Annotated in this window: 12 protein-coding genes; 8 read left to right on the top strand and 4 right to left on the bottom strand. The window is 76.5% G+C overall.

Annotation, left to right across the window (positions count from 1 at the left end; translation table 11 throughout):
* The first annotated feature begins 280 nt into the window (after window positions 1-280).
* Window positions 281-2,830, top strand: coding sequence for an ATP-binding protein (locus OF117_RS18220; protein ID WP_263554266.1), 2,550 nt, complete (start codon window positions 281-283; stop codon window positions 2,828-2,830).
* On the opposite strand, the gene OF117_RS18215 is transcribed toward OF117_RS18220, so the two are convergent.
* Both OF117_RS18215 and OF117_RS18210 read right to left on the bottom strand, forming a co-directional pair.
* Entirely contained in the window at window positions 2,823-3,227 is a 405-nt protein-coding gene (locus tag OF117_RS18215; RefSeq protein ID WP_263554265.1) for a MaoC family dehydratase, read from the bottom strand. The genes OF117_RS18220 and OF117_RS18215 overlap by 8 nt on opposite strands.
* Window positions 3,228-3,290: 63 nt before the next feature.
* Entirely contained in the window at window positions 3,291-3,902 is a 612-nt protein-coding gene (locus tag OF117_RS18210; RefSeq protein WP_263554264.1) for a GNAT family N-acetyltransferase, read from the bottom strand.
* 180 nt (window positions 3,903-4,082) lie between these two features.
* Between OF117_RS18210 and OF117_RS18205 the strand changes: the two genes are divergently transcribed.
* The 7 genes from OF117_RS18205 (at window position 4,083) to OF117_RS18175 (ending at window position 11,722) form a co-directional block, all read left to right on the top strand.
* Window positions 4,083-4,655 (top strand): OsmC family protein, encoded by a 573-nt coding sequence (locus OF117_RS18205; protein WP_263554263.1) that lies wholly within the window; start codon window positions 4,083-4,085, stop codon window positions 4,653-4,655.
* 84 nt (window positions 4,656-4,739) lie between these two features.
* On the top strand, window positions 4,740-4,868 hold the full coding sequence (locus OF117_RS18200) for a hypothetical protein (protein ID WP_263554262.1): 129 nt from the start codon (window positions 4,740-4,742) through the stop codon (window positions 4,866-4,868).
* Window positions 4,865-6,022, top strand: a complete 1,158-nt coding sequence (locus OF117_RS18195; RefSeq protein ID WP_263554261.1) for an NAD(P)/FAD-dependent oxidoreductase — start codon at window positions 4,865-4,867, stop codon at window positions 6,020-6,022. Before OF117_RS18200 ends, OF117_RS18195 begins: the two co-directional genes overlap by 4 nt.
* A gap of 30 nt (window positions 6,023-6,052) precedes the next feature.
* Window positions 6,053-9,205 carry an ATP-binding protein gene (locus OF117_RS18190; protein WP_263554260.1) on the top strand — a complete coding sequence of 1,051 codons (3,153 nt, stop codon included), beginning with the start codon at window positions 6,053-6,055 and terminating at the stop codon, window positions 9,203-9,205.
* Between the two features lie 72 nt (window positions 9,206-9,277).
* Complete coding sequence (locus OF117_RS18185; protein WP_263554259.1) at window positions 9,278-10,009, top strand: AzlC family ABC transporter permease; 732 nt, start codon at window positions 9,278-9,280, stop codon at window positions 10,007-10,009.
* Complete coding sequence (locus OF117_RS18180; protein WP_263554258.1) at window positions 10,009-10,320, top strand: AzlD domain-containing protein; 312 nt, start codon at window positions 10,009-10,011, stop codon at window positions 10,318-10,320. The genes OF117_RS18185 and OF117_RS18180 overlap by 1 nt, the downstream gene beginning before the upstream one ends.
* Window positions 10,321-10,462: 142 nt before the next feature.
* Window positions 10,463-11,722 carry a flavin-containing monooxygenase gene (locus tag OF117_RS18175; protein ID WP_263554257.1) on the top strand — a complete coding sequence of 420 codons (1,260 nt, stop codon included), beginning with the start codon at window positions 10,463-10,465 and terminating at the stop codon, window positions 11,720-11,722.
* 39 nt (window positions 11,723-11,761) lie between these two features.
* On the opposite strand, the gene OF117_RS18170 is transcribed toward OF117_RS18175, so the two are convergent.
* The gene (locus tag OF117_RS18170; protein ID WP_263554256.1) at window positions 11,762-12,556 is read right to left on the bottom strand and encodes a CPBP family intramembrane glutamic endopeptidase; all 795 of its coding nucleotides are present in this window, start codon (window positions 12,554-12,556) and stop codon (window positions 11,762-11,764) included.
* Window positions 12,557-12,588: 32 nt separating this feature from the next.
* Window positions 12,589-13,758 carry a serine hydrolase domain-containing protein gene (locus tag OF117_RS18165; RefSeq protein ID WP_263554255.1) on the bottom strand — a complete coding sequence of 390 codons (1,170 nt, stop codon included), beginning with the start codon at window positions 13,756-13,758 and terminating at the stop codon, window positions 12,589-12,591.
* Window positions 13,759-13,837 lie beyond the last annotated feature (79 nt).

Genomic DNA, 13,837 nt, shown 5'->3' with positions numbered 1-13,837 from the left:
CAGCAGCAGTCCCGACGGGTCCCCACGGGCCGCCGCACGGAGCGGCCGCCCGTGGGGACTCGTTCGCCGTCCGGGCGCAGGTGCCCGCAGCTCCGTGACCGTCGACCGAGCACGTCCGGCTGCTTCCCGCCGGCGCGCGTCGGCGACCACGACTGCGCACCCGGCTCCGACGGCGCGCAGTGACGCCGCTCTATCCCCGGGAACGGCCACGGACCCATGACCTCCGTGGACGAGGTCTCGGCGGTGGTGCGACGCCGACCCCCTGCGACACCATGCGGGCATGGATCCCGTGGGCGCGGCAGGCCCGGTCATCCACACGCCGGATCGACGGGTCCGGGTGTTCGTGAGCTCGACCCTCGGCGAACTGAGACCCGAGCGCGACGCGGTCCGGGCCGCCATCGAGTCCCTGCGGCTCGTCCCGGTGATGTTCGAGCTCGGCGCCCGCCCGCACGCACCTCGAGAGCTCTACCGGGCCTACCTCCGGCAGAGCGACGTGTTCCTGGGCGTCTACGGGGCGAGCTACGGGTGGGTTGCTCCCGGCGAGGCGGTGTCCGGCCTCGAGGACGAGTACCGCCTGGCCGGGGACCGGCCACGACTGCTGTACATCAAGACGCCGGCCCCGGACCGCGAGCCGCGGCTCCAGCAGCTGCTCAAGGAGTTCGCCGACGACGAGCGCGCGTCGTACAAGCGGTTCACCGATGCCCGGGAGCTCGGCGGGCTGGTGCGCGACGACCTGGCCGTGCTGCTCAGCGAGGCCTTCGAGGCGGCCCGTCGCCGATCTCCGACGGTGGCGGCGCCGCCTCCGGGCGCCACCCTGCCCACGCCGCCGACGGCGACCCTCGGCCGCGCCGCGCTGCTGGACCGGGTCGCGGGGCACCTGAGGTCATCCCGGCTGGTGACGTTGACCGGCACCGGCGGGGTCGGGAAGACCAGGCTGGCGACCGAGCTGGGCCTGCGGGCGCAGCGCGCGGGCAGCGAGGTCCTGTACGTCCCGCTCGCGGAGAGTGCGGATCCGACCCAGATGCTCCACCTGATCCAAGCCGCAGCCGGTGGGTACGTCAGCGGCACCCGGAGCGTGCTGGACAGCATCGTGGCGAGGCTGGGCGAGCGTCCCGTGCTCCTCTGCCTGGACAACCTCGAGCAGATCGAGGGTGCCGACCGGGTCGTGAGCACGTTGCTGCAGCGGCTGCCCGAGCTCACCGTGCTCGCCACCAGCCGGCACGCCCTGCGGATCACGGCCGAGCAGGAGGTCCGCGTCGATCCCCTGGCCGTGCCGGAGGTCGACGACCCCGACGTCACCGCCGCGGCCGCCGTGCAGCTCTTCGTGAGCCGAGCTCGAGCCGTCGACGAGCGGTTCGCCCTCACCGACGAGAACGCTGCCGACGTCGCAGAGATCACCCGTCGCCTGGACGGGCTTCCGCTCGCGGTGGAGCTCGCGGCCGCACGCACCCGGATCCTCTCGACGCACGACGTGCTGGCGCGCCTCCAGGACCGCTTCTCGCTGCTCGTCGGCGGCGGCCCCGACCTCCCTCGTCGTCAGCGGACGCTGCGGACCACGCTGGACTGGAGCCACGACCTGTTGTCCCCCGACGAGCAGGCCGTGTTCGCGCGGCTCAGCGTCTTCGCCGGCAGCTGGGCGCTCCCCGGAGCCGAAGCGGTCTGCGGCGCCGACGTCGATGCCGTGGAGGCCCTGGCGGGTCTGCTGGACAAGAGCCTCGTGGGCGCTCGGGAGATCGGGAACAGCGGCGAGCCGCGGTTCGCCATGCTGCAGACCGTGCGCGAGTACGCCGCTCGGCGGCTGGAGGACCGGGGGGAGACCGGTCTCGTCCGGGATCGTCTGCTCGCCCAGGTCCGCGCCCTGGGCCGGGTGGCTGCGCCCAGCCTGTGCGGGCCCGGTCAGCGCGAGTGGTTGGCGAGGCTCGATCCCGACCTGCCGAACATCCGCGAGGCCGTCGAACACGCGCTGCGCACCGGACGCCCGTCGGAGGTGGTGGACCTGGTGTGGGACGTGATCGTGCACTACTACGTCCGTGACGCCGTGGACGAGCCGGACTCCTGGCTCACCCGGGCCCAGGCCCACCGGGACGGCCTCGACGACGTGACCCGGGCCAGGCTCGATGCCCTGCACGCGGGGACCCGGATCCACCACGGTGACTACACCGACGTGCACCGGAAGCTCGAGGAACCGCTGGTCGTCTTCCGCCGGCACGGGATGCACTTCGAAGCGGCGGTCGCCCTGCACACGCTGGGGTTCGTGCTGTTCTCCCAGGACCACGACTCGACGGCCGCGCTCTCCGCCCTGCGTGAGTCGTCGTCGCTGTTCGCGTCGGTCGGGCACGACTGGGGCGTGAGCCTGGCCGAGGCGAAGCTCGGCAGCGTGCTCGCCACGATGGGACGCCGCGAGGAGGCCCGGTCCCACCTCGCGACGTCCCTGGCCTTCGCCCGGCGCATCGCCTGCGAACCGGAGGAGCTGCAGGCCCTCGTCCAGCTCACCTTCCTGCAGATCGTCGACGACGACTGGCGCGGGGCACTCGAGACGCTGCGCGCCAGCGCGAGCCCCCTGCATCGTGGCCGCTACCTGGCCGATGCGGCCATGGCTCTCGACGCGGCGGCGGCGATCGCGCTCCAGGCGGACCGCCCGGAGCTCGCACACCGCGCCGCCGCGGCAGCGGATCGGACCCGGGACCGCCTCGGCGTCGCGCCGTGGCCGACCTGGTCGGCCCTGGTGAGCTCGGTGCGCGACGGTCTGGCGACGACACCGGCGCGGCCCGCGGCTGCGGACGCCGACCCCGTCGCGGTCCTGGACGACGTGCTGTCGGGCGTCAGGTGAGGGCGGCCACCGCCGGATCCCGCCAGACCACTGCGCTGCCGTCGAGCACGACGACGCCGTCCTGGTTGGTGATCGAGGTGTCCAGCCCGGTCACCGGCTTGTCCTCCCGCACCGAGGTGACCACCGCGCGGGCGGTGAGCACGTCGCCCGGCCGGACCGGCGCGCGGAAGCGCCAGGACACGGAGAGGAAGACGCTGCCCGGGCCGGGCAGGTCCTCGGCGACGAGCGCGTTGAGCAGGCCGCTGGTCACGCCACCCTGGACGACGATGCCGCCGAACCGCGAGCGCGCCGCGAGCTCCGGATCGTGGTGCAGCGGGTTGCGATCGCCGGTGAGCTCGGTGAACAGCTCGATGTCACGTGCCCGGACCTCCCGGGTCCGGGTCGCGGAGTCGCCCACCCGCACGTTCCACCGCCTCCTCCCGCCGAGCACCGTGCCCGGTCCGGCACGAGCCGGGCCGGTTCACGCCGCACCCTGCAGTGTCGCGCCGTCGCGGGCGCAGCGCGCCGCCCGGCGCACGCGAGCCGCGAGCAGCGGGTCCACCACGGGCATCGGCGTGCGCCCCTCGAGGGCGCCGGCCTCGAGCGCGAAGCGACCGCCCAGCGGGACGGCGAGCCGGCGGATCGCCGTGTTCGCCGGGTCCAGCACCCACAGCAGCCGGGTGATGCCGACGTCGGCCGCGGCGACCGCGACCACGCCGCGCAGGAGCCGTCCGAGGCCGTGCCCCTGGTAGGCGTCGACGACCTCGAGCGCCACCTCGGCGACGTCCGGTTCGTCCCCCAGCCGGACGTACCGGCCAACGCCCACCGGCTCTCCGTCGACGACCGCCACCCAGCAGCCGTGCCGGTCGTGGTCGACGTCGGTGAGCAGTGCGAGCACCTCCGCGTCCAGCCGCGGTGTCGGCGCCAGGAAACGGAGCCGGCGGGAGCGCTCGGACAGTCCGTCGAAGACCCGCGTCACGGTCGCCGTGTCCCCGCGGTCCAGCGGCCGCAGCACCACCCGCGGCAGGAGCAGTGCCGCTGGGTCGACGACCTCCAGCCCGGGGCCGCCGCCGGCCGGGGTGGGCGTGGTCACGGCCTCCTCCTCCCTCCGACCGGACGCGCACGACGGCCGGACGTCGGAAGCGTCCGCCGGGCGGCTTCCACCGGCCTTTCCCGCGCGGAGGACCCCGGGAGGACGGCGCAAGGCCCGCGGAAGGCGGCCTCCCTAGCGTCCGCCGGCGTCAGGCAGACCACCGACGGAGGAGCACCCGCCATGACGCAGACCCCCACCCGCCCGGCCCGCAACGGCGTGGACGTGCCGACCCTGTTCGCCACGATCGACGCGGTGAAGGGCGGACCGGAGCTCGCGGACTTCCGGTTCCGCGCCCGCAACGAGTGGATCAGCGGCACGCACAACCGCACCTGGATCCAGGGCTTCTACGGCGCCGGGCAGGAGGACGGGAGCCGGGCGGAGCCGTTCGTCTACGACGCCGACCACCCGGCGGTGCTGGTCGGCAGCGGCAACGGACCCACGCCGGTCGAGTTCCTGCTGCACGCGATCGCCGCCTGCCTCACCACCGGACTGGCGAACATCGCCGCCGCGCGCGGCGTGACGCTGCGCCGTGTCGCGTCGACGGTCGAGGGCGACATCGACCTGCTCGGCGTCCTCGGTCTCTCCGCCGAGGTCCGGAACGGCTACTCGCAGATCCGCGTGCACCTCGACGTCGAGGGCGACGCCTCTCCGGAGGAGCTGCGCGCGCTCGTCGAGCAGTCCCGCCGCCGTTCGGCGGTCTACGACGTGCTGACCAACGGCACCGACGTCGTCATCGACGTGGCCACCCGCTGAGCGGTCGAGGCCCCGTCCTCCCACCTGCGACCGGCCCGCCGCTGGGTGCCGCGGGCCGGTCGCCCCCGACCCCCGGGAGCTCCCGTGAGCACCATCGACCTCACCGCCGACCTGACCGCCGTCGTCGCCGCCGGCCGGTGCGACCTGCCGCGGATCGGAGCCGGCCCCGGGGCCGGATCGCGCTCGCCCGCAGCCGTGGGGTGGGCGGCGTGACCGGCCGCTGGGACGCCGTGGTGGTGGGCGGCCGGGTGGCGGGCGCCTCCACCGCGCTGCTGCTGGCCCGGGCCGGTCTCCGGGTGCTCTGCCTGGACCGCAGCCGCCGGGGCAGTGACACCGTCTCGACCCACGCGCTGATGCGGGCCGGCGTGCTGCAGCTGCGGCGCTGGGGCCTGCTGGACGAGATCGTCGCGGCGGGCACGCCGGCGGTGCACCGGGTCGTCTTCCACTACGGGGACGACGAGGTCCCGGTGTCGGTGCGGCCGAGCTCGGGGGTCGAGGCGCTGTACGCGCCGCGGCGCACGCTGCTCGACCGCGTGCTGGTCGATGCCGCCGCACGTGCCGGGGCGACCGTGCGGCACGGCACCCGGGTGACCGGACTGCTCCGCGACGCCGTGGGCCGGGTGACCGGCGTCCGGACGACGGACCGCGACGGCACCGCCCGCACCGAACGCACCGCGCTGGTGATCGGTGCCGACGGGCGCTCCTCGCTGGTCGCGGCCGAGGCCGGTGCCGCGCTGCGGTTCGCCGGACGGTCGGCGACCGGGGTGGTCTACGGCTACTGGGCCGGCCTGCCCGCGGACGGGTACGGCTGGTACTACGACCGCGGGGTGAGCGCCGGCACCATCCCCACCAACGACGGCCTCACCTGCGTCTTCGCCGGTGGCCGGCCGGACCGGGTCGCCGGGCTGGTCCGCGACGTCGGACCGCAGGGCGCGCTGCGCGCCCTGGCCGGGCGCACCTCGCTGGGCGAGGGGCTCGCCGGCGCGGAGCCGCGGGGCGCGGTCCGCCACGTCCGCGGCACGCCCGGGCACCTGCGGGCCGCCGCCGGTCCGGGCTGGGCGCTGGTCGGGGACGCCGGGTACTGGAAGGACCCGCTCAGCACGCACGGGATGACCGCCGCGCTCCGCGACGCCGAACTGCTGGCCCGGGCGGTGGTCGAGGCACCGCGCCCCGGGCCGGCCCAGGCGGCGTCCCTGCGGCGGTACGCCCGGGCGCGGGACGACCTGTCCCTCCCGATGCTGGCCGTGGTCGAGCGGGTGGCCGCCCACGACTGGGACCTCGACGGCATCCGGGTGCTGCTCCGGCAGATGGCCTCGGCGATGACCGACGAGGTCGACCTGCTCGCAGGCCTCCCTCGGGCGGCCTGAGCGGCCCTAGGCTCGGCCGGGGCTGGTCGGGTGGACGCCCACGAGATCGACGTCCGCGTCCTCGGCGGCTTCGACGTGGCCGTCGACGGACGTCGGCTGCCCCCGGGCGGCTGGCGCCGGCGCTCCGCCGCCTCGCTGGTCAAGCTGCTCGCGCTCGCTCCCGGCCGCAGGCTGCACCGGGAGCGGGTGCTCGCCGCGCTCTGGCCCGACGACGACCCGACCGCGGCGGCACCCCGGCTGCACCAGGCGGCCCACTACGCGCGCCGGTGGCTCGGCACCGACGGGTCGCTCGTCCTCTCCGACGAGGCGGTCGCCCTCCACCCCGATGACCGCGTCACCGTGGACGCCGTCGCCTTCGAGGGGATGGCCCGCGCCGCCGTGACCGCCGCCGACCCCGCCGCGGCGGGCGCGGCGGCCGACACCTACCCCGGCGACCTGCTGCCCGACGACCTCTACGAGCCGTGGACCGGCGAGCTCCGGGACCGGCTCCGGCTGCTGCACCAGGACGTGCTGCGCCTGGCCGGCCGGTGGGGCGACGTCGCCGCCGCCGATCCGGCCGACGAGCGCGCGCACGTCGAGGTGGCCCGGCGGCTGGCGGCGGCCGGTGACCGCCCCGCGGCTCTGCGCCAGTTCGAGCGGCTGGAGCGGGCGCTGCGCACCGAACTCGGCGTCGGACTCAGCCCCGAGGCGGCCCGGTTCCGGGACTCGCTGCTCGCGTCCGGCGCGACCGTGGCCGCCGCACCGCGGGGGCCGGGCCTGCTGGGCCGCCGCCAGGAGCTCGCCTGGGTCCGGCAGGTGCTGGCCGGGGTGCACGCCGGCCGGGGACGGGTGCTGTTCGTCGGCGGTCCGGCCGGCGTCGGCAAGACGAGCCTGCTCACCGCGGTCGGGCACGAGGCCGCGGCACTGCGGATGCGCGTCGGCTCCGGCGCCGCCGCGCGCATCGACGGCGCCTGGCCCTACGCCCCCGTGCTGGAGGCGTTCGCCGACCTCTGCCGCCGGCACCCCGCCCTGCTCGACGGGCTGGACGACCACATGCGCGAGGAGATCGAGCGGGCGCTGTCCGGGCGGCACGGCGAGTGGGACGGGCAGGGAGCGCACCAGCGGCTGTTCGTCGCGACCGCGGAGCTGCTGCGGCTGGCCGCCGCCGGCGGCGGGGCGGTGCTGCTCCTGGACGACCTGCACGAGGCCGACGAGGCGAGCCTGCGCCTGGTGCACTTCCTCGCCCGTTCCACCGTCACCGAGCGGGTCGCGATCGTGGTCGGGCACCGTCCGGCCGACGGCGGTGTGCTGGCCGACGTGCGGAGCAGCCTGCAGGGGCGCGGGAGCGCCGCCGTCCTGGACCTGCGCCCGCTGCGGCCGCCGGACGCCGAGGCGCTCGCCGCCCGGCACGCCCCCGACGCGCCGCCGGAGCTGCTGCGGGCCGTCGCCGCCGCGTCCGGCGGGTTGCCCTTCGCCGTCGTGGAGGGGGCGCGGGTGGTCGCGGCCGACCCGAGCGCACCACCGGGGGCCGCCTTCCTGCCCGCGGAGCTCGATCCGGGGGTGCTGCGGGCGCTGGCGCAGGCGGCGGTGCTCGGGTCGTCGTTCGACACCGACGAGTTCGTCGCCCTGTCCGGTATGACCGACGCGGAGGCGTACGCCGTCCTGGAGGCGGCCCTGGCCGCGCGGTTGCTCCGCCGAACGCGCGAGGGACTCGCCTTCGGTCATGCGCTGCAGCGGGAAGCCCTCCTCGACCGGTGGCTCGGCCAGGGCGGCCGCCGCGCGGCGCACCGCGCGGCGGCCCGTGCGCTGCAGCGGCTCGGCCGCTCCCCCGGCCGGATCGGGCACCACCTGGTGCACGCCGGGAACACGGCGGCCGCCGTGCCCTGGGTGCTCGAGGCCGTCAGGACCGAGGCCGCGCTCGGCGCCTACCGGGACGCGCTGGCGATGCTGGAGACGGTGCGCGGATCGGCCACCGGCGAGGACCGGGCGGATCTGCTCGCCCTGCGCGCCGACCTGCTCGCCGCCTGTGGCGACCTCGGAGCGCTCGACGCCTACCGCGAGGCGCTGTCGGCCACCGACGAACCGGTCGCCCGGAACCGGCTGCGCACCCGCCTGGCGCGCACGGCGACCCAGCGCGGTGACCTGGAGACCGCCACCATCGCGCTCGACGGGCTGGCCCTCGACGGCAGCGCCAACGACGGCGACCTGCTCATGGTCCGCGGCACGCTGGCGCTGTACCGCCGGGACTTCGGGACGGCCGCGGACGCGGCGGCCGAGGCGCGCCGCCGGATCGCCCTGGGCGGGCCGACGGACCTGCGGCTGTTCGAGCTGGTCACCCTGCAGGGCCTGCTGGCCCACTACCGCGGCGAGTGGTTCCAGCAGTTGCGGGCGGAGCTGCGCACCGGGGTGCAGCGTCCCGACCTCGCCGTGCAGCTGTTCGACTCCCACCTGTGCGTCGCCGAGGTGCTGCTGTACGGTCCCACGCCCTACGACGAGGTGCTCGCCCTGGCGGCCGACCTGCGCCGCACCGCGGAGAAGGCCGGCGCGCTGCGTGCGGTCGGCTTCGCCGCGGCGCTGGCCGGCGAGGCGGCGCTGCTCAAGGGCGACCTGGACCTGGCCGAGGCGGAGCTGACCGACGCCGCCGACCTCCACCACGGCCTGGAGATGCCCGGCGGCGAAGCGGTGGCGCTGCAGCGGCTCGCCGAGGTGCACGTGCGCCGCGGCGATCCGGCGGCCGCCGCGCCGTTGCTGCAGCGCGCGCTGCCGCTGGCCCGCTGGTCGATCGTCGCCCAGTGCCTGCTGCCGCGGATCTACGCGACGATGATCGACGGGGCGGACGACGTGACGACCTCGCTCGCGGTCGTGGACCGCGCGGAGAGCAGCCTCGCGCCCGAGGACCACTGCCCGTTCTGCGCCATCATGTTCGCCCTGCCGGCAGCGCGGGCCTGCGCCGCCGGCGGTGAGCTCGACCGTGCCCGGCGGTTCCTGGCCACCGCCGAGACGGTCGTGGCGCGCTGGGACGGCACCGCCTGGCAGGCGGCGCTGTGCGAGACCCGCGCGCACGTGGCCCGCGCCGAGGGCGACGAGGAGGCCGCCGGCCGGCTGCTGGCCGCGGCCGCGGCGCTGTTCGAGACCGCCGGCCAGCCGCTCGACGCCGTCCGGTGCCGGGCCTCCGTCGCCGGGCACCCGGCAGCCGCCGGCTGACCCGCTCCCGCCCGGTCGGGGTGGAAGCGCGGTGGAAGGTCGGGGAAAGGCCGGTCGGAGACGCTGCCCGGCATGGCTGCAGCGCTGCGCCCCTCTCCCCGGGCCGGCCGGAGCCCGGCTCCGGCCGGCCGCCGCGCGGAGTTCCGCGCCGGCGCGCGGGCCGCCGCGCCGCTGGTCGTCGGCCTGGCCCCCTTCGCGCTGCTCGTCGGGGCGGCCGTGGGCGGCAGCACCGACGTGCTCGCCGCCTGGACCGGCACGCTGCTGGTCTACGGCGGCAGCGCCCAGCTCACCCTGCTGCAGATGCTCCGGGACGGCGCCGCCGCGTGGACCGCCGTGCTCGTCACCGTGCTGGTGAACGCCCGGCTGGCCGTGTACAGCACCTCGCTGGCCCCCGTCTTCGCCGGTGCCCCGCTGCGCTGGAAGGTGCTCGCGGCCGCCACGGTCGTCGAGCCCACCTGGGCGGTGGCCGAGCGGCGCGCCCGGGAGCCGACCGATCCCGTCGGTGCCCGTGTCCACTACGCCGGTGCCGCGGTCGCGATGACCGTCGGCTGGCTGGCCGTGGTCACCGTCGGCAGCGTCGTCGGACGCGTCGACGGCCTGGCGACGCACCTGGCGGTGGCCGTGCCGCTGTGCCTGCTCGCGCTCGTCGTCCCGCACGTGCGACGCCCCGGCGGCCTCGCCGCGGTCGTGGCCGCGGTGGTCACGGCACTCGCCGCCCGGCCCCTCCTGCCCGGGGCGGACGTGCTGCTGGCGATGGCCGCGGCCGGGATCGCCGGGTCCGTCGTCTCCCGCAGGAGGTCGTGATGGTCGTCTGGCTCTGCGTCCTGGCCGTGGGGGCGGCCAGCCTGGCCGTCCGGCTGCTCCCCTTCCTCGCCGTCGAGCGCTTCGGACTGCCTCCGCGGATGGCCGACGCGCTGCGGCACGCCGGCACCGGGGCCGTGACCGCCCTGGTCGTGCTCGCCGTCGTCGGCAGCGGTGCCGGGTCCCGGCCGGATCCCGCCGTGCTGCTCGCCGTCGGGGTCGGCGCCCTGCTGGCCTGGCGCGGCCGGTCGATGCTCTGGGTCGTGGGCGCGGGCGGCTGCGCCTATGCGGCGCTGTCCCTGCCGCTGGCCTGACCGGCGCGGGCTCCACCCGGCGCCGCACGGGCCCTGGCTCGCGGGCGGCAGGGCCCGGCAAGGACGGCGCAAGGTCCGTGCAAGGCGGCGTCCCTAGCGTCGGCGACGTCAAGCAGTGCACCGGGTCCGGGGAGGGGTTCCCATGATCTCCACGACCGTCGCGGTCATCGGAGCCGGCCAGGCCGGTCTCGCGGTGAGCCACCTGCTCGGACGCGCGGGCGTCGACCACGTCGTCCTGGAGCGCGGCCGCGTCGCCGAACGGTGGCGGGCCCGTCCGTGGGAGTCGCTGCGCCTGCTGACCCCCAACTGGATGAGCCGCCTGCCGGGGTGGCGCTACGCCGGTCCGGACGCGGCGGGCTTCATGCCCGCGCGTGCGGTCGTCGACTACCTGGCCGCCTACGCCGTGGCCTCCGACGCACCGGTGCTGCAGGACACCGACGTCCGATCGGTCCGGGCGGACGGCGACGGCTACCGGGTCGACACCTCGTCGGGCAGCTGGCACACCCGCTCCGTCGTCGTCGCCACCGGCTGGTGCGACCTGCCGCTGGTGCCCGCCTCGGCCGCCGGTCTCGCCCCGGGCGTGGTGCAGCAGTCGGCCACCACGTACCGCAACGCCGACGCCCTGCCCGACGGCGGCGTGCTGGTCGTGGGCGCCTCGGCGTCCGGCGTCCAGCTGGCCGACGAGCTGGCCGCCGCGGGCCGCCGCGTGGTCCTCGCCGTCGGGCGTCACCGCCGCCTCACCCGCACCTACCGCGGCCTGGACGTCATGTGGTGGCTGGACGCGATGCGCCTCCTCGACCGTCGCACCCCCGTCCACGTGGCTCCCGGCCGGGCGGTGGCGGAGCCGTCGGTGCAGCTGGCCGGCCGGGACGACCTCCGCGACGTCGACCTGCCGTCGCTGCAGGACCGCGGCGTGACGCTGGTCGGTCGCCTCCGCGGTGCCGACGGCACGCGGGTCCGGTTCGGCGACGACCTGGCCTCGACCACGAGGGCGGCCGACGACCGGCTGCGCGGGCTGCTCCGGCGCATGGACGCCTACGCGCACGCGGTCGGTCTCGACGACGAGATCGCCCCGGTACCGCCGGACGTCCCCGGAGCGCGCACCGACGGCGCCCCCGTGGAGCTGGACCTCGCCGCGGCCGGCATCACCGGCGTCGTGTGGGCCACCGGCTACCGGCGCGACTACCCGTGGCTGCACGTCCCGGTGCTCGATGCGGACGGCGAGATCCGCCACGTGCACGGCACCACCGCCGCGCCGGGACTGCACGTCGTCGGCGCGCGGCTGCAGAGCCGGCGCAACTCCACGTTCATCGACGGCGTCCGCCACGACGCCTCGGCGGTGGTCGGCCGGATCCTGTCCGGCCTCGGGGCGGGCGCGCGGCTCGCGGACCCGGTGGGCTAGGCCGCCGGACGCCGTCGCCGGCAGCGGTGCCGGGCGCGGCTACCCCGCGGGGTCGCCGCCGCCGGCCCGACCGGCGCGGTCGGGTACCCGCTGCCGCTCGGCCGGCCGGGCCCGGCCGGCCAGCAGGCGGCGGGGCACGGCGAGCGCCAGCAGCGGGACGACGAGAGCGGTGGCGGCGAGCGCCAGCGAGTACGTGGTCAGCACCGCCGAGGGGACGACGACGAGCTTGAAGCTGTCGATCGCGGTGTGCACCAGCGCCGGGGCCCACACCGTGCCCCGTCCGGTCTCGTACAGGTAGGCCAGCGGGAGGGAGGTGACCGCGGCGACGAGCATCGCGGCGCCGCCCACGGCCGGACCGGAGCCGACGACGACGGGGACGTGGGTGGCCGCGAGCAGCGGCATGGTGCAGGCCACCGCGCGGCCGAACGACCGCCCGGCCCGCAGCCGCCGGAACGCGTAGCCGCGCCACACGACCTCCTCCGCCACCCCGTGGAAGGCGAACACGCCGACGAGGAGCAGCGGCCAGTCCGGGTGCAGGCCGAGCGCCGCGCCGGTCGCCACCGCGAACAGCGGGTGGACCAGGACCACCACAGCGGACACGGCGGCGGCCACCGCGAGGGCCCGCCGCTCCGGGCGGCCGAGCCCGAGCCGGCGCAGCGCGGCGCGCGGGCCCGTGCCGTCGAGCGCTCGCTCGACCACCCCGCCGGCCAGCAGCACCGCACCCAGGATCGCCAGCCCGTAGCGGCCGCTGGCATCGACCGCCGCCGTCCCGGCGAGGACGCCGTACAGCACGGCGAACCCGGCCAGGAACCGCGACCACCACCGCAGGCCCACGACCGCCTCCCCGACCCGGCCGCGCCTCGGCCTCAGCCGGCCAGGCTCTGGTACGCGGCCGCGATGATGCGTCGGCTGCGGGTCTGCTCGTGCGGCCCGCTGATCCAGCGGTTCGGCGTGAACCCGATGGCCAGGCGCGCATCCAGGTCGACGAAGGACATCGCGCCGCCGTTGCCGGCCCACCAGGCCGCGCGCGAGTCCGGCGGCGCCCAGGGGAAGATCGACGTCTCCAGCGAGTAGCCCATCGCCCATCGGCAGGGCACACCGAGCACCAGATCCACGCCGTCGGACTGCTGCTCCAGCGCGCGGAGGCGGCCGGCGTCCGACATCATCTGGACGCCGTTCGCGCTCCCGCAGGCCAGGACCGACTGCATCGTGGCGAGACCCCGGGCGTTGCCGTGCCCGTTCAGCGCGCCGATCTCGGCCCGCCGCCACTCCAGCGCCCAGGTGTCCTGCGGTGTCTGGTGCGGGTTCTGCAGCGCGAGGCTGTGGAACCGGTTGTCGGTCGCCGGGTCGTGCTGGGCCCCCTGGATGAGCGGGGACACCTTGTCGTCGAACGCCGGGGGTGTGCCGATGTGGTAGTCGGGGGCGACGCCGAGCGGACCCGCGACGTCCTCCTGGAGGAAGGTGCCGAGCGTCTTCCCGGTGACCCGTCGGATCACCTCGCCGACGAGGTGCCCCTGGTTCATCCCGTGGTACCCGCTCGTGCGACCGGGCTTCCACAGCGGCGCCTGCCGGGCCAGCAGCGCCGTCGACTTCTCCCGGTCGTACACGTCGCGGAGCGTCATCGGGACGTCCCATCCGCACAGCCCCGAGGTGTGCCCGAGCAGCTGCCGGACCTCGACGTCGGCCTTGCCCTCGGCCGCGAACTCCGGCCAGTACCGGGCGACCGGCGCGTCGAGGTCGACCTTGCCCCAGTCGGCGAGCACCAGGGCGCAGAGCGCCGTGACCGTCTTCGTCGTCGAGTAGCCCTGGACGATCGTGTCGGCCCCGAAGGGCCGGGTGTAGGTGCCGTCGAAGTAGCCGCCCCACAGGTCGACCACGGGCTCGCCGTCGAGGAACACCGCGACCGACGCCCCCACGTCCTGGCCCGTGCCGAGGTTGTAGGCGAACGCGTCGCGGACCGGGCTGAACCGGTCGGCGCACGTACCCGCGACGGGGACCTTGTCGGGCACGGCCGGGACGTTCTCGATGCCTTCCACCGGAGTGCTCCGTTCTCGCGTCGGCGGGTGCGGGCTCAGAGGGTGTTGGGTAACCGGTCGTGAACTTGAAGTGATGGCC

Source organism: Geodermatophilus sp. YIM 151500 (genome assembly GCF_025716945.1).
Taxonomy (GTDB): domain Bacteria; phylum Actinomycetota; class Actinomycetes; order Mycobacteriales; family Geodermatophilaceae; genus YIM-151500.
The sequence above is the reverse complement of the archived record's forward strand: the minus strand, read 5'-3'. Positions and strand labels throughout refer to the sequence as shown.

What these genes read in the sequence shown, in the direction of transcription:
- OF117_RS18180 (WP_263554258.1), top strand. Translation starts at nt 10,009, where the DNA reads ATGGTCGTCTGGCTCTGCGTCCTGGCCGTGGGGGCGGCCAGCCTGGCC.
- OF117_RS18175 (WP_263554257.1), top strand. Translation starts at nt 10,463, where the DNA reads ATGATCTCCACGACCGTCGCGGTCATCGGAGCCGGCCAGGCCGGTCTC.
- OF117_RS18220 (WP_263554266.1), top strand. Translation starts at nt 281, where the DNA reads ATGGATCCCGTGGGCGCGGCAGGCCCGGTCATCCACACGCCGGATCGA.
- OF117_RS18205 (WP_263554263.1), top strand. Translation starts at nt 4,083, where the DNA reads ATGACGCAGACCCCCACCCGCCCGGCCCGCAACGGCGTGGACGTGCCG.
- OF117_RS18185 (WP_263554259.1), top strand. Translation starts at nt 9,278, where the DNA reads ATGGCTGCAGCGCTGCGCCCCTCTCCCCGGGCCGGCCGGAGCCCGGCT.